Here is an 18,643-nt window from a genome sequence, read left to right on the forward strand (position 1 = left end):
GGGAGGAAAGAACCCTTTTCAAAGGGTTTTTCCTCCCCTTCCCCCGGCCGCCGGAGGCGAAACTAGTCGCCGGATATTTTGAGGGATTCGGCCTGGGAGCCGTCGTCGAGCCATTCAAGCTCGATTTCGCATTTGGCCTTGTCCTTTTTGCGGGCGAGCTTGAGTTCCACCTGCATGGTGTCGGGCACGCCGAGGACCAGGGTGCCTTCCTCGTTTTCGGCGCGGATGACGCCGGATTCCAGGGAGTCGGCCAGGTCCCTGAGATAGGCGACGACCTGATAGGTGTCCATGGTCTTTTCAATTTTGATCTTGCCTTTACCCATTGTCGTTTCCTCGTTGCTCCCGGCGGCCGCGAACAGGGGGGTGCGCGGGGCGGTTGTCCCGGCGTCCTTCGCGGCGTCGGCCGGGGCGGGTTGCGTGGTTTCGCCGGACGGGCGGTTCGCCGTCATCACGGGGGCCGGGGCCGCGTCGGGGGTGACCCAGTCCAGGGGGTTGGCCCCGAGTCTCTCGTCGCTCATGGAGCACCTCTGCGGAGCAGCTCCAGGGCCAGGTTCCGGTAGTCGGCGGCCCCGTGGCTGCGGGGTTTGTAGGTGAAGATGTCCTGGCCGAAACTGGGGGCCTCGGCCAGGGAAATGTTGTCGCGGATGGTCGTTTCCAGCAGGGCGTCGCCGAAGTAGTCCCTGATCTTGCGCCGGATCTCCCGGTTGAGCTTGCGGGTCTTCTGGTAGCGGGTCATGAGGATGCCGGACAGGGCCAGGCCGGGGTTCCAGCCCTCGCGGATGGCCTTGACCGTCTCCATGAGCTTGCCCAGGGATTGCAGGGCCAGGAATTCCGGCTGCACCGGCACGAGCAGTTCGCCCGCCGCGACCATGGCGTTCAGGGTCAGCATGCCGAGGTTGGGCGGGCAGTCGATGATGGCGAAGTCATGGTCCGAAGCCTGGGAAAGGGCGTCGCGCAACCGCGTCTCGCGGCCCTGGACCGAGGCCAGGTCGACCTCGGTCCCGGCCAGGGCCACGGAGGCGGGCACCACGTTCAGGGGGCCGACCTCCATGGTCACGGCGTCGAGCGGGCATTCGCGCATCAGGACCGCGCCCATGGTCCGGGGCAGTTGGTGGGCCATGATGCCCAGGGAATAGGTCAGGTGCGCCTGGGGGTCGAGGTCCAGCAGCAGGACGCGCCGGTCCTGGCGGGCCAGGGCGGCCCCCAGGTTCACGGCCGTGGACGTCTTGCCCACGCCTCCCTTCTGGTTCAGTACGGCGATGATGCGCATGGGGCTCCGTGCCGGTCTAGTGCGTGGTCTGCAGGGTGATCTTCTTGATGACGTACTCCCGGCCGTAGCGGCTGGTCAGGGCGTTGATCCGTTCGAGTATCCTGTCGCGCTCGGCATCGAGCATCTCGGGATTCTCCTCTTCGATGCCGAACAGGTCGGCAACCTCGGTCCATTCGAAACACTGGTCCTGAGTTTCAGTCATTGTCGTTTCTCCACAATGCGCCTGGGCGCCGTGTGTTATTTGTTCCCGGCGGTTTTGGCCGGTGCTTTCTTGGCGGCGGGCTTCTTGGCCGCGCCTTTCTTGGCGGGCGCCTTCTTGATCGCGGTCTTTTTGGCGGCGGTCTTGGGGGCTGCCGCCTTCTTGGACGCGGCGTCCTTGGTTTCGGGTTTGGGGCTGGCCTCGGCCTTGGCCGGGACTTCGGAGGCGTTCTTGGCGGGCGTCCTGGCCGCTTCGGTCCTGGCGGGAGCCATGGCGGGCGTCTTGGTCGCCGGGGCCTTGGCTTCGGGCTGCACCGCGGGCGCGCCGCCCTCGGGCTGGACAGCGGGCACGGTTTCGGGCCGGGTGTCGCCGATCTTCAGGTCCCCGCCCGAGGCCTCGCTCCAGCTCAGTTCGAAGGCGATCTTCTGCTTGTCGTTCTTGACCTTGGCCTCCACCTTGATGCCCACCTGGGCCGAAGGTTTCATGACCACGTGCTCCTCGCCGCTCTCGAGCACGATGGTGCCGGACCGGAAGCTCTTGGCCAGGTCCTCGATGTAGGACACCGCGTCCTTGTACTCCAGGACCTTCTTGACACTGATCTTCTGCTTTTCCACGTTCGCAACCTCCTTTCGGTTGGCCGTCAGCAAAGCGACAGCAAAAATTCGCTCAAGACGCGCCCGTCGATGTCCGGGGCGCTCCGTTCCGTGACGAGCGGGCCGTCTATCACCGTGAAGCCTCGCTGTTCGAGGCGTTTTCTGTCGATGCCGCCCGCGTATTCGCCGCGTTTGGCGTCCACCAGGACGTAGCCCAGGACCTCGCCGTCCCCGGCCCCGGCGTCGGCCCGGAGGTGGCGGCACAGGACGTCGGCCCGGTCGGCCACGGACATGCCCGGAGTCTCGGGGTCCGCGCCCGTGGACGGAACGAACACCTTGGGGCAGGTATTGGCGGCCACGGCCCGGCCCACGCCGTCGGCCAGCAGGTTGGCCACCACGCTGGAATAGAAGCTCCCCGGCGGGTAGCAGATCAGGTCCGCCTTGCCGATCCATTCCTTGACCTTGTTGCGGATGGCCGTGTGCACGAGCTCCGTCGAGTCGAGGTCGGAGGTCAGCCAGATGTCCTCGATGGGCGAGGCGAGCGCGGCGGACTCCTTGCCGGTGATCAGGTGCTGGCCCACGATGGTCTGGCCGTCCTGAAGGCGTACGGCCAGGTGCAGGTCCCGGTTCACGGTCGGGCGAACCACGCCGCAGACCTGGACCAGCTTGGAGAAGAGATAGATGACCGGGTCGAGCTGGCGGCGGTTGGACAGGTATCCGGCGGTCAGAACCAGGTTGCCGATGGACGCGCCCCTGAGGTTGAAGTCGACGGGCATGCGCTCCAGGAATTCGTAGAAATGGTTGCGGATGATCTTGCGCATGGGGTCCGGAATGCGCCGGACCAGGGGGTGCACCCCGGCGGCCATGGCGTCCAGCTCGCCGCGCAGGGCGTCGCGGTCCCCGTCCTTGGGCAGCCGGTGGGTGAACAGGTTGTAGATCTCGGGGTTGCCCTTGATGGACTGGTCGGCCAGGGCCATGAGCCGGTTGCGGATGTCGCCCACGGCGGGCATGGCGAAGGCCTTGCGGATGATGGCCGAACTGCCGCCCGAGTCGAACGGGGTGATCAGGTGGATGGAGTTGTGGGTGTAGCGGATGAGCGCCCGGGAGGTGTCGCGCAAGGCCGTGCCGCCGCTGAAGAAGAGCACGGACGGCCCGAGTTCGGGGGCCCGCCTGAACTGCTCCAGCTTGCGGGGGTCCGGGATGGTGACGTCCCTGGTGACTCGAATGCGCACTGTCGGCTCCGTCAGTCGGCCGGTAGACGGCCGGTTTCCATGAAATGCAAGCATACATCGGAAGCGCGGTCAAAGTCCACGCCTCCGGAGATTTCGATGAGATTCGTCAGGCCCAGCAGGTCGGCGTAGGCCTCGATGGACGGGGCGGCCCGGCGGGCCGGATCGTCGGGCAGGTAGAACAGCCCGGTTGACTTCATGAACGCGGGCAAAAGGTCCGTGCGGTCCCTGGGGTCCACCAGGCGTGCGCGCATGGGCGAGCCGTCCCGCCGCCAGTTGAGGATGACCAGCGCGTCCATGGGGCAGCGCAGCTCGAACCGGCCCGGTCCGTAGCACTCGTCGATGAGCGCGTCGTACTTGTGTTCCAGCTGCCACAGCTCGTCCTGCGGCATGGCCAGGAACTTCTCGCGCAGGCCCGGCTCCACGATGCAGTGCAGGTCCGGGTTGTTCAGGGCCGTGCCGGGGTTGATGCGCGGCTGCTTGGCCACCCCGTACATGACCAGCCCCGCGCCGTTCCGCTCGACCATGACCCGGTCGTTGGAGATGAAGGTCGTGCCCCGGCTCATCAGATGCAGGGCCAGGGTGGACTTGCCCGCGCCCGAGAACCCGGCCAGGGAGATGCCCCGTCCGCCCGAGCGCACGCCTGCGGCGTGGCCCAGGAACCCGCCCTGGTTGAGCTTCCACTCGATGAACCGGTTGTTGATGAAATTGATGACCTGGTTGGAGTTCGCCAGGCACGGCCCCACGGCCACGTTCTCGCCCTGGCCGAAGAGGAAGTGCATGCCGGTCAGCCGCTTGCGGACCACGCGCCCGTCGGGCAGGTCGATCCACTCCTCCTTGATCTTGGTCTTGCCGGGGTCGGGCCGCTTGGCGGTGAAGGCCAGGTCGCACTCCGGGGCCGGGTCCTCGTGGGCCGAGACGACGATCTGCGCGTCGCCCGGTTCGGCCAGGAATTCCTTGAAATAGTCGGCCAGGGCGTCGTTCAACTCGTCCGTGGAACTCAGGACCCGGATGCGGCAGCCGCCGAGGTCCAGGAAGAGTTCGCGGTCGGCCGGACAGGCCGTCTTCACGGCCTCGGCCAGCTCCCTGCGGGTCGTGCCGGTCAGCTTCATTTCAGTTTCTCCATGACGTAGTCCACGTAGCGCGCGGCGGCGTCGATGCCGCTGGTCTCCTGGATGCCCCTGAAGCCCCCGAACACAGAGACCTCGAAAACGTACGGGCCGTCGTCGGTGATGGCCACGTCCACGCAGGTGAAGTCGAGATTGAAGTCGGCCTGGGCCCTGCGGGCCAGTTCGATGATCTCGGGCGCGGGTTCGTAGGCCCGGTACTTGCCGCCCGAGGCCGTGGTCGTGTTCCACGCCCCGTTGGTCTTGCACCGGGCGTAGGTGGTCAGGTACTCGCCGCCCAGAAAGGCGATGCCCAGGTCCAGGTCGCCCAGGTCGATGGTCTTCTGGATGTACATGATCGGGTTTTCTGCCCGGTATTCCTCGATGGCCGCCCGGGCGTCGGGCCCGTTTTTCAGCACGGACATGCCGCGCGCCTTGGAGGTGTAGAGCGGCTTGAACACGGCCTCGCCGTAATTTTCAAGGGCCACCAGGGCCTGGTCCACGGACTCCGTGACGGTCGTGGGCGGCATGGGGATGTCCTTGAGCTGGAGCGAGATGGTGCAGGACAGCCGGTCCAGGGCGCGCAGGATGGCGTAGGGCGAACTGAATATCTTCAGCCCCTTCTCGTGCAGGTAGCGCAGGATCTCCAGCCGGTCCAGGAGGTCCGGGGAGTAGCGCGCGCCGATCTTCTTGATGATCAGGGCGTCGAAGTCCCGCAGGTTACGCCCGTCGTAGAAGGCGTCGCCCGAAGGCAGGTCCAGGCGCACGTCCTCCATGTTGATGAGCACGCGCTCACCGCCGGTCTTTTCGGCCACGGTGTCCGCCAGTTTCTCGGAGGACCAGCCGCCCTCGATGCCAATGACTCCTATCTTCACGAAACGGCTCCTTGCTTGCCTAGTAGTAGAGGATGTCTTCGGGCAGGGAGAACTGCTCCCAGGCCCCGCCCCGGTATTGGTCGATTTTTTCCAGCAGGAACATGGACCGGTTGTACATCTCCTTGGCGAACTTGAAGTTCAGCTCGAACCGGGTGGAGGTGTAGAAGCTGCGCGCCAGGGCGAAGGCCAGTCTGGCCTGGACCGTGCGGTCGCCGTGCCGCTGGGCGAATTCCCGGATGAACCCGTAGAAATGCTTGATCACCGAGTTGATCCGCTGCCGGTGGTAGCTGTCGAAGATGGGCATGCGGAAGTTGGAGACCATGAACACCGAGGCGTCCTGGATGTAGTCGAAGTCCCGCGAGCGGTACAGGTCGATGTAGTGCACCTGCTGGGCCTCGTGGTTGTAGACCACGTTGTTGATGTTGAAATCGCCGTGGATGAAGACCGAGAAGGGCGCTTCCAGTTCGTCCTCGGCCTCGGCGCAGGCCGAGAGCAGGGCCTCGGTGGAGCGGACCTCGGAGGGGCCCAGGGACTTGGGGGTGCGCCAGAACTCGGGGTGCGTCTGGAGCACGCCCTCCAGCCGGGACTGGATCTGCCACATGTAGTTGGTCTTGATGGGCAGCTCGACCATGGTCTTGGTCCAGGTCTCGAGCACCGTGTTTTCCAGGATGAACAGGGCGTTGCGGATCAGTTCGTCGTCGCCGGACAGGACGACCTCGTCCAGGGTGCAGCCGTTTAAAAACTCCACCAGCATGGACCCCTTGTCCGCGTCCTCGTGGAAGCCGTAGATATCGGCCACCAGGTCCGGGAAGAGCTGCTTCCAGCGCTGGATGGACTCCCGCTCCTTGCGGATCTTCTCCAGGTTGCCCTCCTTGTAGATGGACCCCTGCTTCTTCTCCTCCGAGGTCAGCTCGGCCTCGCGCTGCTCCACCTTGCCGATGCGGCAGCCAGAGCGCGTGCCCCAGATGGCGCTGAAGTCGATGTCGGAAAAGGAATCGCTGAACCCGGACTTGGACAGGGTCTGCTGCAATGCCTCGAACTGCTCGATCTTGATGCGCTCGCCGAGCAGGGAGAAGATGACCGCCTCGCCGATGTTCAGCAGCGCGTCGCCCACCCGCTCGAAATAGCGGAAGATGAACAGCACCGTGACCAGGCTTTGGGCGTCGCGGCCCATGCCCATCTCGTTCATGACCCGGTCGAAGCGGACCTTGTACACGTCGTCGAGCATGGGCTCGGCCTTGCAGATGTACAGGGCCTTGGACATGTCCTCGTCGTGGAAGGCGTCCAGGATGGCCCCCAGCCGGGAGAGCATGATCTCGAAGACCTCGGTGTAGTCGTAGCGCTGCACGAAGGACTGGTCGTCGAGATACTGCATCTGTTTGACGATGTTGACGAAATAGTCGGCGATCTTCTCGAGGTTCACGCAGATGACCTGGATGGCGCGGATCTTGTTGAGCTGGCGCTTGTCCAGGGACTGGTCCGAGTGGATGCGCGAGTAGCACTTGTTCTCGATGATCGTCTTGAGGTTGTCGATGTAGTCGTCGCGCGAGGTGATCTTGGCGTACCGCTTGCGCGACGGGGCATCCATGAACTTCTGCGTGGAGCGGGCCTGGTTTTCCACCTCGAAGACGATGAACTTGAAGTTCTCGTCCAGTCCTTCGAATGTCATCATGGGCTCAGCGTACCTTGAGGAAGGCGTCTTCGGCCGGTTGGATGGAGGGGGCGTCCTTCCAGGACACCTTGATGGAGAGCTTGTTCTCCGCCCCCTTCTTCCTGGCCTTGACCGTGAAGTTGAGCAGTCCCTGCGGCGCGAGGTGGATCTCATCGCCGTTGGTGGACAGGTCGATGGAGTGCTTCTCGAAGCCCTCGATCAGGGATTCGAGGAATTCCTTGATGGACTCGCAGTCCTGGAGCGAATCGAATACGAATTTTTCTTCCGACATGGGGGTGTCCTTGCCTGCCTATCCCGCCAGGCGGGCTTTGTACTCCTTGATCACAGAGCGTCTGGAGATGTTGTTGACGATGAGCTTCTTGCGGATGCGCAGGTCCTCCCAGGCAGGTTGGTAGCCAATCTCGCGGATCGTCTTTTCCGGGTCCTGCTGGTCCTCGGGCTTGGTCTTCTCGCCCATGTGGCAGTCATCGCCCATGAAGATGAGCTTGTCTCTGCCCGACGTGCGCCGTTCGTTCTGTTCGTTGACCACGGAGATCAGAAACTCCGTGTATTCCCGCGACTGGGGATTCCAGACCTCGATGCCGTCCACGTCGTAGTTGCGCAGCAGGATGGGCCAGAACTGTTCGGGGTGGGGGATGACGATGCAGCCGCCCAAGGACCGGACCTCCTCGATGACCTCGCTGGCCCGATAGAAAAAGGAGAGGTCGAACCCTTCCTTGACCAGCTGCTTGACCGCCTTGAGATACGCCTGGACACGGTCGGCCACGGTGTCGCCGAGATCATTGCGCATGGTGTCGAACCAGTTGCGCAAGAGCTTGTTCTTGACCGACAGCCGGGGCACGTCGGTCCAGTGCTTGTCCAACAATTGCTCTATCTTGGAGACGTTGATGCGCACGAAATCGATAAGTTCCCGGTCGGCGCCCGTGGACTTGGCCGCGCGTTCGATGCGCGCCGCGTCCGGCTTGGTGATGGTGTGCATGAATTCGAACAGCTGGCCCGAGCGGTACTTGAAGGTGTGGGCCAGCATGGACTTGAGCACGCCCGCGTCCTTCACCCGCTCGTTGGCGAAGTGGAGCAGCAGCTGCACCTTGCGGTTGAAGCCGGACGAGAAGCAGTCCACCTCCACCCCGGTGTAGCCGTCCCAGCTCATGAGCTGGTTGTGCTGGGTGGGTATGAGCAGTTCGTCCGTGCGGTTGGGGAACAGGGCGTCCACCCGGGCGCGGATGTGCTCCATGGGCACGAACTCGGGGTGCCAGTGGGCGGCCAGGACCACCTCCTGGCGCACGTACACGTTCTTGGGCGCGATGATCTGCTCCACCTGCCACGGTTCGAGGTCCGTGGAGACCACCTCGAAGAACCGCTTTTCGTCGGCTTCGGTGATCTCCTCGGTGACCTCCACCGGGATGGTCCGGCAGTCGCACGCCTTGGGTTCGGTCTTGATCAGTTTCATGGGTGTGATTCGGGGTCGGGTGTTTCAATCGTACTTGGCGTGGCAGCGGCTCTTCTCGTGAACCAGCGCGTCCACGGCCGCGTGCATCCTCTCCAGGTCGCCGGATTCGAAGGCGGCCTTGAACTGCGCGCACACGTTGGTGAAGCTCTCGTAATACTCGTCCCCGTAGCCGGGGTAGGTGACCATCAGGTCCGCGTCGGCCAGGAAGGCGTCCACCGCCTCCTTGGGCGGCACGCTGCCGTCGTGGATCATCTTGACCAGTATCTTGAAGCTGCCGCGCATGCGTTTCTTGAGGTCCTTGTACTTGGGCAGGACCAGCTTGCCGTCCTCGCCCACGACGTCGGGGGCGCACGGCTTGGCCGCCTTGAACTTGGCCTTGAGGCTGATCTGCCCGAACTCGTTCTTCACGCCGATCTTGATCTTGCGGAAGTCGTCCACGCAGGCGAACTCGTCGTGGCCGCCGTTCTCCACGGCGTCGGCCAGTTCGCGGAAGAAGGCGGCCAACTCCTTGGGATCGAGATACCTGCTGATGCTCATGTCGTTGCTCATGGAAAATCTCCCTTTGGAAATGAGTGTTACGACCATACCGGGAAAACGCGGCGCAATTCAATGCGCGTCGCGGAATTGTCACAATTGTTCACACAGGGGACCACACCCCGGCAGGGGAGCCGCCAGCCCGTCCCCCGGCCATTCCAATTTGCCGGAAATACTGGTACCCAAAACGGAATAGCCGGAGGTTTCCATGATACGCCTTATTGCCCGACTTGTCCTGGCCGCCGCCATTTTCTGCTGCCCGGTCACGGCCCGCGCCCTTGACGTCACCCTGCTGCACGTCAACGACTCCCACTCCTACCTGGACGCCACCGCCGACAAGATCGCCCCGCAGGGCGTATCCACCTACGCCTCCCTCGGCGGCTGGACGCGCCTCACCCGCGCGGTGGCCGCCGTCCGCGCCGAACAGGCCAACGTCATCCTGCTCCACGCGGGCGACGCGGTGCAGGGCGGCCTCTACTACATGAAGTACGGCGGCAAGCCCGAGATGGAGTTCCTGGACCGGCTCGGCTTCGACGCGCTTGCGCCGGGCAACCACGAGTTCGACCGGGGCCCGGCCTACCTGGCCGGGGTTCTCGGCTACACCAGGGTCCCGGTGGTCTGCGCCAACCTGGACGCTTCGGCGGTCCCGTCCCTGGCCGCGCGGGTCAGGCCCTACGTGATCGTCAAGCGGGGCGGGGGCCGGGTCGGAGTCATCGGCCTGATCACCCCGGAGACCAAGCTCCTCTCCAGCCCCGGCGACGTGCGTTTTTCCGACGTGGTCCACGCGGCCACCCTCATCGTGCGCGAACTCGAGGCGCGCGGGGTGAACAAGATCGTGCTCCTGACCCACGTGGGCTATGACGAGGACATGCGGCTGGCCGCGACCATACCGGGCGTGGACGTCATCGTCGGCGGCCACTCCCATACCCTGCTCGGCAACCCCGACGGCATCGAAGCCATGGGGCTGCGTCCGGCCGGGGCCTACCCCACGGTGGTCAAGGGCGCGGACGGCAACGACGTGTACGTGGTCACGGCCTGGAAATGGGGCCGCGTGCTCGGCCGCCTGGACCTGACCTTCGACGACGCCGGCCGCGTCACCAAGGCCGAGGGCAAGCCCACCCTGATCCTGGCCGACAGCTTCAAACGCAAGAACGACGCAGGGCAGAAGATCGAGGTCCAAGGCGCGGACCGCGACGCGCTGCTCGCCTTCATCGCGGCCAACCCCGAGGCCGCCGTGGTGCCCGCCGACCCGGCCGCGCGCAAGTTCCTCGGCCCGTTCAGCGAGGGCGTGGAAGCCATGCGCACCGAGGTCATCGGCGAGGCCGTCCTGCCCCTGCCGCACATCCGCGTGCCCGGCGTGACCGACTCCGGCGAATCCCTGCCCCGGGGCAGCCTGATCGCGCCCCTGGTCTGCCAGTCCATGCTCGCCCGGCTCAAGGCCACCGGCGAACCCGCCGACATCGCCCTGCAGAACGCGGGCGGCGTGCGCGAGTCCGTGGACCAGGGCGACATCACCGTGGGCATCGCCTATACCCTTATGCCCTTCAGCAACACCCTGGTCCTGCTCCGCCTCACCGGCGTGCAGGTCCGCCAGGCCCTGGAAACCGGCGTGGACCGCGGCGAGGGCGCCTTTCCCTACGTGGGCGGGGCGCGCTACACCGCCGACATGCGCCAGCCCGAAGGCCGCCGCGTGCTGTCCATCGACACCCTGGACCACCAGGGCAACTGGACCCCGCTCGATCCGGCGCGCACCTACCGCCTGGTGACCAACTCCTACCTCGCCTCGGGCGGCGACGGCTACACGGTCCTCAAAGACGCCGCGTCCAGCTGCGACACCGGCTTCGTCGATGCCCAGGCCTTCATCGAGTACGTCCGGCAACAACGCATGCTCAAACCCCTGCCCACCACCGGCGTGACCTACATCCCTGCGAAGTAGGAAGATGCCTCCGGCGGCTGGGGGAAGGGGAAGGAAAACCCTTTGACGCAGGCCGTCCATGGCCTGCGCCCCTTCGGGGTCGCGCCTTATCAGGCGCGGTCCAAATCTGCTGTCCTGCAGATTTGTGAAAAGGGCTTTTCCTTCCCCTTCCCCCAGACCCCCATCCCCATCCTTTCCTAAACTTCTTGTGTGCCTTCGGCAGGGACGTGCGGGAGCGGGGTGGTGTGCCCTTGCGTGGGCGGAATGGTCGGGCGCGGTGGTGCGGTGTCCCGAAGATTTTGCACCGGGCGTCCATGGTGATCGGAGGGCCGCCCGGCGCGAACCCTTCGGGATGGTTGCCCACGCCGCCAGAAAGTGCGCGGGTCAAGGAATATGGAGAGGGCGGCGTCTTGAACCTGGGCGGAAAGCGAGTCCACTTCTCGCGCTGTCACCATCCGCGTAGCGGCACAAAAAGTTTAGGAGGGAAAGGGGGATGGGGGGCCGGGGGCGACACCTGGTCAGCAGTTTTCCCAGTGGTCCGATTGGGCGCTTTTGAACAGGGCGTCCACAGTGTGTTGGTTGGCGAAGGTATCCATGATGGAGATGGGCACGGGTTTGTCCTCGAGCACGGCCTCGGCGAAGGCGTCGGCCTGGAGGGTGTACTGGTCGCAGGCGTCGAAGGTGATGGTTCGCGTTTCGCCGTTCTGTTGGAGGAGGATTTCGGTGGGCGCGTCGGGCGGGGCGTTGAACGGGATGATGATCTCGATGCGGCCTTTTTCGCCCAGGACGTTGACCCGCTGGTAGGGGGCCAGCTGGGTGGAGCAGGTGAAGGTGGAGAGCCTGCCGCCGAAGTCGAGCATGCCCGAGAAGGTCCGGTCCGTGCCGAACTCGGGGTCCTTGTCCATCCAGCCGAAGGCGCGTCTGGGCTGGGCGTTGAACAGGAGCCGGGACAGGGAGACCTGGTAGCAGCCGATGTCCATGAGCCCGCCGCCGCCCATGTCCGCCTTGTTGCGGATGTTGTCGGGGTCGGCGTTGAAATAGGAGAAAAAGGACTGGATCGAGGTCGGCTTGCCAATGGCCCCCTGGTCGACGAGCCGCTTGGTCTCCACCCATTGGGGGTGGAAGCGGTACATGAACGCCTCCATGACCTTGACGCCGGGATCGAGGGCCGTGGCGTTGATCAGCCGGTTGACCTCGCCGTCGTTCAACCCCATGGGCTTTTCGCAGAGCACGTGCTTGCCCTTGGCCATGGCCTTGAGGGTCCACTCCACGTGCAGGTGGTTGGGCAGGGGGATGTAGACCGCGTCGATGTCCGGGTCGGCCAGCAGTTTCGCGTAGGAGCCGTAGGCCTTGGGGATGTTCAGCTCCTCGGCGGCCCGACGGGCGGCCTCCTCGTTGCGCGAGCAGATGGCCGTGACCTCGCATCGCTTTGCCCGCTGCATGCCGGGAATGACTTTGGTGCGGCCGATCCTGGCGGTGGACAGCACGCCGATGCGGATTTTGTTCATGGGCTCCCCCAGGGTTGACGGTGATTGCCGCCACCCAGTATAAACGGATTCCGTCACCACGCAAGCGCGGATATCCCCGCGACCAAGTCAACAACAACCGGAGAGAGCATGACCGCATTCGCCAACGTGACCATCAGCAAAAAGGCCAACATTTATTTCGACGGCAAGGTAACCAGCCGGACCATCACCTTGAGCGACGGCAGCGTGAAGACGCTCGGCATCATGCTGCCCGGCGAATACGAGTTCGGCACCGAGAAGCCGGAGTTCATGGAGATCACCGCCGGAGAACTGTCCGTCCAGCTGCCCGGCTTCAACGACTGGGTGACCGTGGCCGCGGGCCAGAGCTTCAACGTCCCGGGCGAGGCCAAGTTCCGCCTCAAGGTCAGCACCGTGACCGACTACTGTTGTTCCTACCTGGACTAGGGGGTAACCGTGTCCGATCAAGGCCGGAGAATCGAGTTTGAAGGCAAGGGCCCCTATCTGTTCCAGGTACTGTCCGATCCGCCCGAGGCCATGCTGCTGGAGGACCACGAGGTCTGCCTGTTCCAGTTCGGCCAGCTGTACCTGCCCGTGGCCCTGTCCGCGTGCGGCCCCATGGCCGAGGCCCTGACCGAGATGTCGCAGTCCGCGTCGGGCCCGGCGCGGGAGGGCATGATCCCATTGCAGTTCGACCTGTCCGAGACCCTGGAACTGCCTCCCCTGACCGGCGTTGCCGGGACGAGTTTCCAGCACGACGACGTCATCTATCTGGACGTGCGCTTCGGCGAGGCGGAGGCGCGGCTATGCTTCTCCATCCTGGCCGCCGCGGTCATCGGCCAGGTCCTGTCCCAGGTGGGCAGCTAGCGGACCTGGACCATGGCCCCGGCACGGCATCCCCGGGACAGGCGGTTTCGGCCGCGCCGCATGGCGTGGCTGGCGTTGTGCCTGTTCCTGTGGGTGGCCCCCTGCCGGGCCCAGGACCTTCCCGCCTCCATTGTCCTGACCAGCGGGGAGTGGTCCCCGTTCTTTTCCGCCACCCTGCCGGGCGGCGGGTTCGGCAACCGCGTGGTCCGCGAGAGCTTCGCCCTGGAAGGGATCAAGGTCGACTTTCAATTTCTTCCCTGGCGGCGCGCCCTGGAGACGGCCGCCCAGGGTCCCGCCGTGGGGTCGGCCGGGTGGCTGCCTCTGGAGGAGCGCAAGAGGCGGTTCCTGTTCAGCGACCCGATCTTTAAATCCGCCAGGGTCTTTTTCCACCTCAGGGACTTCCCCTTCGCCTGGCGCACCGTCGAAGACGTGCGCGACCTGCGGGTGGGCGTCACCCTGGGCAGCGCCGAGGAGTTTCCGTTCAAGGATGTCATGGCCGCCGGACGGGGCAAGCTGGACGTGGCCGTATCCTATGTGGCGGGCATGAAGATGCTCATTGCCGGACGAGTGGACGTCTACGCCTGCAACAAGGCCGTGGGCCTGTTCGTCCTGGCCAACAGCATCGACTCGGGCGTGGACCGGGTCGTCTACAATCCCCGGCCGATCTTCACCGAGACCAACCACCTGATCATCAGCCGCCGCCTGCCCTTTGCCCGGGAGCTCGTGGACCGGTTCAACGCGGGCCTGCTCAAGCTGCGCCGAAGCGGCCGGTACGACGAGATCAGGCGGGATTATCCCGGCCTGGACTGACCTTCCCGTACCTCCCGCCGGGGATGATTTTTCCCCTGCCCCGGTTGACAAGGTGACGTTTCTGTGATCTTTTTTCAGGCGCACCGCAAACGTTTGCGGCAACGTTTGCGGTACCATTCGCGCAGGACTCGGGGGCCGGGAGTTTTGGGAAAGACTTCCTCTCCGGGGCGATCATCCAGGTCTGAGGGGAAGGCATGTTTTTCGAGGATCATCCGCACAGGCGGCTGAACCAGCTCACCGGCGAGTGGGTCCTGGTTTCGCCCCACCGCACCAAACGGCCCTGGCAGGGCCAGCAGGAACCGCCCGACCGGGCGACCCTGCCTTCCTATGACGAGCACTGCTACCTTTGTCCCGGCAACGGCCGGGCGGGCGGCGCGGTCAATCCGCAATACACCGACACCTTCGTGTTCACCAACGACTTCGCGGCGCTCCTGCCCGAGGAGCCCGAAGCCGGGCTCGCGCCCCAGGCGGACGGCCTGCTGGTGGCCGAGGCCGAGACCGGCACCTGCCGGGTCCTTTGCTATTCCCCGCGCCACGACCTGACCCTGGCCCGCCTGGGCGCGGACCAGGCCGCCCGCGTGGTGGACGTGTGGTGCGACGAGTTCGCGCACCTGGGCTGGCGCGAGGACATCGGCTACGTCCAGATCTTCGAGAACCGGGGCGCGGCCATGGGCTGCTCCAATCCGCACCCGCACGGCCAGATATGGGCCACCCGAAGCGTGCCCATGTACCCGGCCGCCGAGGACCGCCGTCAGGCCGAACACCTGCGCGACAAGGGCAAGTGCCTGCTCTGCGCCTACCTGGAGACCGAACTGGCGCGGGGCGAGCGGATCATCTTCGAGAACGACTCGTTCGCGGCCCTGGTGCCGTTCTGGGCCCTGTGGCCCTTCGAGGCCATGATCCTGCCCAAGGCGCACCTGGCCAACATCCTGGAGATGACCCCGGCCCAGCGCCGCGACCTGGCCGACGCCATGGTCCGGCTGAACGTGCGCTACGACAATCTCTTCCGGACCTCGTTCCCCTATTCCATGGGCATCCACCAGGCCCCGACCGACGGCGGCGAGCATCCGCACTGGCATTTCCACCTGCATTATTATCCGCCGCTGCTGCGCTCCAAGTCGGTCAAGAAATTCATGGTCGGCTACGAGATGATGGCCATGCCCCAGCGCGACCTGACCGCCGAGTCCGCGGCCGCCCGGCTGCGCGAGCAGTCCGAGGTCCATTACATGGACGCTCCGGGTTCCGGAGAGGGCGCGTAATGGACACCGCGGCCGCATACGCCGAGGCCCTGCGCCGGGGAGCCCTGGACCCGGTCCTGACCAGGCTGTACCGGTCCGTGGACATCGCCGCCCAGCGCGACCGCTATCTCGACCTCCTGGACTGCTTCGAGTCCCGTGTCGGCCCCGGCCCGGCCGCTCTCATCCTGGCCCCCGGCCGGACCGAGCTGGGCGGCAACCACACCGACCACAACCTCGGCGTGGTCCTGGCGGCCGCCGTGCATTTCGACTGTCTGGCCGTCGCCCGACCCAGCGACGGGAACATGGTCCGCATCCAATCCAAGGGGTTCGACGAGGAGATCGTCGTGGACGTCAGCGACCTCGCGCCCCGGCCCGGAGAGAAGGATACCTCCATGGCGCTGGTCCGCGGGGTGGCCGCCGGGCTGGCCGAATCCGGCCGCAAGGTGGCCGGGTTCGACGCCTGCGTGAACGGCGAGGTGCCCATGGGCGCGGGGCTGAGCTCCTCGGCGGCCTTCGAGATCCTGATCGGGCGGATATTCAGCGAACTGTTCAACGACGGAGAGTGCACCCCCCTGGAGCTGGCCGTGGCGGGGCGTGCGGCGGAGAACGACTATTTCGGCAAGCCGTGCGGGCTCATGGACCAGCTCTCCTGCGCGGCCCAGGGCATCCTGTCCATCGACTTCGCGGACCCGGCCCGGCCCGTGGTGCAAGAGGTGGACTTCGACTTCGAGGGAACCGGCTACCGGCTGGTTGTGGTCGACACCGGCGGCAGCCATGCGGACCTGACCCCGGACTATGCGGCCATTCCGGACGAGATGGGGCGGGCCGCCAGTGCCCTGGGGCAGACCCACGCGCGCGGGTTGACCGTGGACGCAGTCCTGGCCCATGCCGCGCGCATCCGCGAGGCCGCCGGGGACCGGGGCGTGCTCCGGCTGATCCACTTCATCGAGGAGACGGAGCGGGCCGCCGAACAGGCCGAGGTCCTGGCCGCCGGGCGCATGGACGACTTCCTGAATCTGGTCCGCACATCCGGCGACTCCTCCTGGCGGCTGTTGCAGAACTGCATCTCGGCCACCGACCCCCTGGACCAGCCCATCCCCCTGGCCCTGACGCTGACCGAGCGGTTCCTGCACGGCGAGGGCGCGTGCCGCATCCAGGGCGGCGGGTTCGCCGGGACCATCCAGGCCTACGTGCCCGCAGACCGGTTCACGGCCTACACGGAGTTCATGGAGGAGATTTTCGGCCGGGGCGCGGTCATGCCCCTCAAGGTCCGCCGACCCGGCTTCGAGCGTATTGCTCTCGACATGATCGGCGGGGAGGGCGGCGCATGAGCCAGTTCACCCTCAAGGACCTGGCCCGCAAGCTCGGCGTGTCGCCGTCCACGGTGTCCCGCGCCCTGCGCGGCCACCCGGACATCAGCCCGGTCACCAAGCAGCGAGTGGCCGAGGCGGCCGAGAAGTACCACTACCACCCGAACCAGCTCGCCCAGTCCCTGCAAAAGAAGCGCAGCAACGTCATCGGGGTCATCGTGCCCGCCATTCGGCACCACTTTTTCTCCAACGTCATCAGCGGTATAGAAGAGCTCGCCTACGACAACGGCTACACCATCATGGTCTGCCAGTCCAACGAGACCCTGGCCCGCGAGATCCTCAACGTCCAGGCCCTGGTGGCCAACCGCGTGGCCGGGCTGCTCATCGCCATTTCGTCGGAGACCACCGAGTACGAGCACCTGGCCAGGGCCATGCGCCAGCACGTGCCCCTGGTCCAGTTCGACCGGGTGGTCGAGGAGCTGGACACCGGCAAGGTGGTCGTGGACGACTACGCGGCCTCCTTCGGCGCGGTGGAGCACCTCATCGAGGCCGGCTACCGGCGCATCGGGCACATGGCCGGACGGGAGGGCATCGCGCTCAACCGCAAGCGGTTCGAGGGATATCGCGACGCGCTCGAAGCCCACGGCCTGCCGCTGGAGGAGAAGTACCACCTCCAGGGCGGATACCGCGAGGAGGACGGGCGCGCCGGAGCAGAGCGTTACCTGGCCATGGGCGAACTGCCCGAGGCCATCCTGGCCATCAACGATCCGGTGGCCGTGGGGCTGCACACCCGGTTCAAGGAAGCCGGGGTGCGCATCCCGGAAGACGTGGCCCTGGTGGGCTTTTCCGACACCCCGGCGGCGGCGCTCATCGATCCGGGCCTGACCACGGTGCACCAGCCCGCCTTCGACATGGGCCGGACCGCCGTGTCCCTGCTGCTGCGCCAGTTCAACGAGGGCGCGGACTTCGTGCCCGAGACCGTGGTGCTCGCGACCGAGCTGCGGGTGCGGGGCAGTTCCGCCCCGAGGAGGGGACTATGCAACTGAGCTCGCGCCCCTTCGGCACGACCAGCGACGGCGCCCCGGTGGAGCTGTACACCCTGGCCAACGCGGCGGGCATGGAGGCGGACATCGCCACCTACGGCGGCGCGCTGGTCCGGCTGACCGCGCCCGACCGGAACGGGAACATGGCCGACGTGGTCCTGGGCTACGACACCCTGGACGGCTACCTGGACGACCAATGCTATTTCGGCCGCCTGGTGGGGCGGGTCGCCAACCGCATCGGCGGGGCGCGCCTGGTCCTGGACGGCCGGACGTACGAGCTGGACCGCAACAACGGCCGCCACCACCTGCACGGCGGGGCGGGCGGCTTTCACAGCCGGGTCTGGCAGGCGGACCCCATCGAGACCGAGGCCGGTTCCGCGCTGGTCCTGACCTACGGGAGCCCCGACGGGGAGCAGGGCTATCCCGGCAACCTGGCGGTCACGGCGGTCTGCACCCTGACGGACGACGGGCTGCGCCTGGACTTTTCGGCGGCCACGGACAAGGCCACGGCGGTCAACCTGACCGCCCATCCCTATTTCAACCTGAGCGGACGGCCGGGCACGGACTGCCTGGGGCACATCCTGACCATTCCGGCCCGCCGCTGCCTGGAGACGGACGGGGAGCTGATCCCCACCGGCTGTCTGACCGAAGTGGTCGGAACCCCGCTCGATTTCACGGCCGGGGTTGCCATCGGCGCGCGCATCCGGCAGGATTCCCTGCCCCTTGCGAACGGCCATGGCTACGACCATTGCTACGTGCTCGACGGACGGGCCGGACTGAAACAGGCGGCCTCGGTGTTCGAGCCGGTCTCGGGCCGGGGCCTGGAGGTCTGGACCACGCAGCCGTGCGTGCAGTTCTATTCCGGCAATCACATCCCGGAAGGGTTGCCCGGCAAGGACGGCGCGGTCTATGGTGAGAGGGCCGGATTGTGCCTCGAGCCCCAGGGGTTCGTGGACGCGCCCGGGCACGCGGCCTTTCCCGAGGTCACGCTGCGGCCCGGCGAGGCGTACCGGCAAACGATTTTGTACAGGTTTTTCGTGAAGTAGCG

At 65.9% G+C, this 18,643-nt stretch carries 20 protein-coding genes; 8 read left to right on the forward strand and 12 right to left on the reverse strand.

Annotated elements, in window-relative coordinates; all coding sequences use genetic code 11:
* Positions 1-62: 62 nt before the first annotated feature.
* Genes AB6M95_RS10370 through AB6M95_RS10420 form a run of 11 tightly spaced genes read right to left on the reverse strand, consistent with a single transcriptional unit; the run spans position 63 to position 8,943 of the window.
* Entirely contained in the window at positions 63-518 is a 456-nt protein-coding gene (locus AB6M95_RS10370) for an amphi-Trp domain-containing protein (RefSeq protein WP_371386674.1), read from the reverse strand.
* Positions 515-1,270, reverse strand: coding sequence for a ParA family protein (locus tag AB6M95_RS10375; RefSeq protein ID WP_371386675.1), 756 nt, complete (start codon positions 1,268-1,270; stop codon positions 515-517). The genes AB6M95_RS10370 and AB6M95_RS10375 overlap by 4 nt, the downstream gene beginning before the upstream one ends.
* Positions 1,271-1,286: 16 nt before the next feature.
* Entirely contained in the window at positions 1,287-1,472 is a 186-nt protein-coding gene (locus AB6M95_RS10380) for a hypothetical protein (protein WP_371386676.1), read from the reverse strand.
* A 35-nt stretch (positions 1,473-1,507) separates the two neighbouring features.
* Positions 1,508-2,083, reverse strand: coding sequence for an amphi-Trp domain-containing protein (locus AB6M95_RS10385; protein WP_371386677.1), 576 nt, complete (start codon positions 2,081-2,083; stop codon positions 1,508-1,510).
* A gap of 26 nt (positions 2,084-2,109) precedes the next feature.
* Positions 2,110-3,294, reverse strand: a complete 1,185-nt coding sequence (locus tag AB6M95_RS10390; protein ID WP_371386678.1) for a GAK system CofD-like protein — start codon at positions 3,292-3,294, stop codon at positions 2,110-2,112.
* Positions 3,295-3,305: 11 nt separating this feature from the next.
* Positions 3,306-4,403, reverse strand: coding sequence for an HprK-related kinase B (locus AB6M95_RS10395; protein WP_371386679.1), 1,098 nt, complete (start codon positions 4,401-4,403; stop codon positions 3,306-3,308).
* Positions 4,400-5,272 carry a GAK system ATP-grasp enzyme gene (locus tag AB6M95_RS10400; RefSeq protein ID WP_371386680.1) on the reverse strand — a complete coding sequence of 291 codons (873 nt, stop codon included), beginning with the start codon at positions 5,270-5,272 and terminating at the stop codon, positions 4,400-4,402. The genes AB6M95_RS10395 and AB6M95_RS10400 overlap by 4 nt, the downstream gene beginning before the upstream one ends.
* Positions 5,273-5,291: 19 nt before the next feature.
* On the reverse strand, positions 5,292-6,944 hold the full coding sequence (locus tag AB6M95_RS10405) for a phosphate signaling complex PhoU family protein (protein ID WP_371386681.1): 1,653 nt from the start codon (positions 6,942-6,944) through the stop codon (positions 5,292-5,294).
* 4 nt (positions 6,945-6,948) lie between these two features.
* Complete coding sequence (locus AB6M95_RS10410; RefSeq protein WP_371386682.1) at positions 6,949-7,215, reverse strand: amphi-Trp domain-containing protein; 267 nt, start codon at positions 7,213-7,215, stop codon at positions 6,949-6,951.
* An 18-nt stretch (positions 7,216-7,233) separates the two neighbouring features.
* Positions 7,234-8,394: a hypothetical protein gene (locus AB6M95_RS10415; protein WP_371386683.1), complete on the reverse strand. Its 1,161-nt coding sequence runs from the start codon at positions 8,392-8,394 to the stop codon at positions 7,234-7,236.
* 24 nt (positions 8,395-8,418) lie between these two features.
* A complete protein-coding gene (locus AB6M95_RS10420) occupies positions 8,419-8,943 on the reverse strand; it encodes a GAK system XXXCH domain-containing protein (RefSeq protein WP_371386684.1) in 525 nt (174 codons plus the stop codon).
* A 193-nt stretch (positions 8,944-9,136) separates the two neighbouring features.
* Here AB6M95_RS10420 and AB6M95_RS10425 point away from each other — a divergent pair, with 193 nt between their 5' ends.
* Complete coding sequence (locus tag AB6M95_RS10425; protein WP_371386685.1) at positions 9,137-10,864, forward strand: bifunctional metallophosphatase/5'-nucleotidase; 1,728 nt, start codon at positions 9,137-9,139, stop codon at positions 10,862-10,864.
* 497 nt (positions 10,865-11,361) lie between these two features.
* Here the strand turns inward: AB6M95_RS10425 and AB6M95_RS10430 are convergent, their stop codons facing one another.
* Positions 11,362-12,351, reverse strand: a complete 990-nt coding sequence (locus tag AB6M95_RS10430) for a Gfo/Idh/MocA family protein (RefSeq protein WP_371386686.1) — start codon at positions 12,349-12,351, stop codon at positions 11,362-11,364.
* A gap of 108 nt (positions 12,352-12,459) precedes the next feature.
* Between AB6M95_RS10430 and ppnP the strand changes: the two genes are divergently transcribed.
* The 7 genes from ppnP (at position 12,460) to AB6M95_RS10465 (ending at position 18,641) form a co-directional block, all read left to right on the forward strand.
* Complete coding sequence (gene ppnP, locus AB6M95_RS10435; protein WP_371386687.1) at positions 12,460-12,774, forward strand: pyrimidine/purine nucleoside phosphorylase; 315 nt, start codon at positions 12,460-12,462, stop codon at positions 12,772-12,774.
* A 9-nt stretch (positions 12,775-12,783) separates the two neighbouring features.
* A complete protein-coding gene (locus AB6M95_RS10440) occupies positions 12,784-13,194 on the forward strand; it encodes a hypothetical protein (protein ID WP_371386688.1) in 411 nt (136 codons plus the stop codon).
* A 60-nt stretch (positions 13,195-13,254) separates the two neighbouring features.
* A complete protein-coding gene (locus AB6M95_RS10445) occupies positions 13,255-14,004 on the forward strand; it encodes a substrate-binding periplasmic protein (protein ID WP_371386689.1) in 750 nt (249 codons plus the stop codon).
* Positions 14,005-14,198: 194 nt separating this feature from the next.
* Positions 14,199-15,263 carry a UDP-glucose--hexose-1-phosphate uridylyltransferase gene (locus AB6M95_RS10450; RefSeq protein ID WP_371386690.1) on the forward strand — a complete coding sequence of 355 codons (1,065 nt, stop codon included), beginning with the start codon at positions 14,199-14,201 and terminating at the stop codon, positions 15,261-15,263.
* Positions 15,263-16,573, forward strand: a complete 1,311-nt coding sequence (locus AB6M95_RS10455; protein WP_371386691.1) for a galactokinase — start codon at positions 15,263-15,265, stop codon at positions 16,571-16,573. The genes AB6M95_RS10450 and AB6M95_RS10455 overlap by 1 nt, the downstream gene beginning before the upstream one ends.
* Positions 16,570-17,598, forward strand: coding sequence for a LacI family DNA-binding transcriptional regulator (locus tag AB6M95_RS10460; RefSeq protein ID WP_371386692.1), 1,029 nt, complete (start codon positions 16,570-16,572; stop codon positions 17,596-17,598). Before AB6M95_RS10455 ends, AB6M95_RS10460 begins: the two co-directional genes overlap by 4 nt.
* The gene (locus tag AB6M95_RS10465) at positions 17,589-18,641 is read left to right on the forward strand and encodes an aldose epimerase family protein (protein ID WP_371386693.1); all 1,053 of its coding nucleotides are present in this window, start codon (positions 17,589-17,591) and stop codon (positions 18,639-18,641) included. Before AB6M95_RS10460 ends, AB6M95_RS10465 begins: the two co-directional genes overlap by 10 nt.
* The last annotated feature ends 2 nt before the right edge of the window (positions 18,642-18,643 follow it).

It is taken from the genome of Pseudodesulfovibrio karagichevae, from assembly GCF_041414475.1.
GTDB lineage: Bacteria > Desulfobacterota > Desulfovibrionia > Desulfovibrionales > Desulfovibrionaceae > Pseudodesulfovibrio > Pseudodesulfovibrio karagichevae.

What these genes read in the sequence shown, in the direction of transcription:
- AB6M95_RS10455 (WP_371386691.1), top strand. Translation starts at nt 15,263, where the DNA reads ATGGACACCGCGGCCGCATACGCCGAGGCCCTGCGCCGGGGAGCCCTG.
- AB6M95_RS10445 (WP_371386689.1), top strand. Translation starts at nt 13,255, where the DNA reads ATGGCGTGGCTGGCGTTGTGCCTGTTCCTGTGGGTGGCCCCCTGCCGG.
- AB6M95_RS10410 (WP_371386682.1), bottom strand. Translation starts at nt 7,215, where the DNA reads ATGTCGGAAGAAAAATTCGTATTCGATTCGCTCCAGGACTGCGAGTCC.
- AB6M95_RS10375 (WP_371386675.1), bottom strand. Translation starts at nt 1,270, where the DNA reads ATGCGCATCATCGCCGTACTGAACCAGAAGGGAGGCGTGGGCAAGACG.
- AB6M95_RS10415 (WP_371386683.1), bottom strand. Translation starts at nt 8,394, where the DNA reads ATGAAACTGATCAAGACCGAACCCAAGGCGTGCGACTGCCGGACCATC.
- AB6M95_RS10450 (WP_371386690.1), top strand. Translation starts at nt 14,199, where the DNA reads ATGTTTTTCGAGGATCATCCGCACAGGCGGCTGAACCAGCTCACCGGC.
- AB6M95_RS10405 (WP_371386681.1), bottom strand. Translation starts at nt 6,944, where the DNA reads ATGATGACATTCGAAGGACTGGACGAGAACTTCAAGTTCATCGTCTTC.
- AB6M95_RS10430 (WP_371386686.1), bottom strand. Translation starts at nt 12,351, where the DNA reads ATGAACAAAATCCGCATCGGCGTGCTGTCCACCGCCAGGATCGGCCGC.
- AB6M95_RS10465 (WP_371386693.1), top strand. Translation starts at nt 17,589, where the DNA reads ATGCAACTGAGCTCGCGCCCCTTCGGCACGACCAGCGACGGCGCCCCG.
- AB6M95_RS10370 (WP_371386674.1), bottom strand. Translation starts at nt 518, where the DNA reads ATGAGCGACGAGAGACTCGGGGCCAACCCCCTGGACTGGGTCACCCCC.
- AB6M95_RS10425 (WP_371386685.1), top strand. Translation starts at nt 9,137, where the DNA reads ATGATACGCCTTATTGCCCGACTTGTCCTGGCCGCCGCCATTTTCTGC.
- AB6M95_RS10380 (WP_371386676.1), bottom strand. Translation starts at nt 1,472, where the DNA reads ATGACTGAAACTCAGGACCAGTGTTTCGAATGGACCGAGGTTGCCGAC.
- AB6M95_RS10420 (WP_371386684.1), bottom strand. Translation starts at nt 8,943, where the DNA reads ATGAGCAACGACATGAGCATCAGCAGGTATCTCGATCCCAAGGAGTTG.
- ppnP (WP_371386687.1), top strand. Translation starts at nt 12,460, where the DNA reads ATGACCGCATTCGCCAACGTGACCATCAGCAAAAAGGCCAACATTTAT.
- AB6M95_RS10460 (WP_371386692.1), top strand. Translation starts at nt 16,570, where the DNA reads ATGAGCCAGTTCACCCTCAAGGACCTGGCCCGCAAGCTCGGCGTGTCG.
- AB6M95_RS10395 (WP_371386679.1), bottom strand. Translation starts at nt 4,403, where the DNA reads ATGAAGCTGACCGGCACGACCCGCAGGGAGCTGGCCGAGGCCGTGAAG.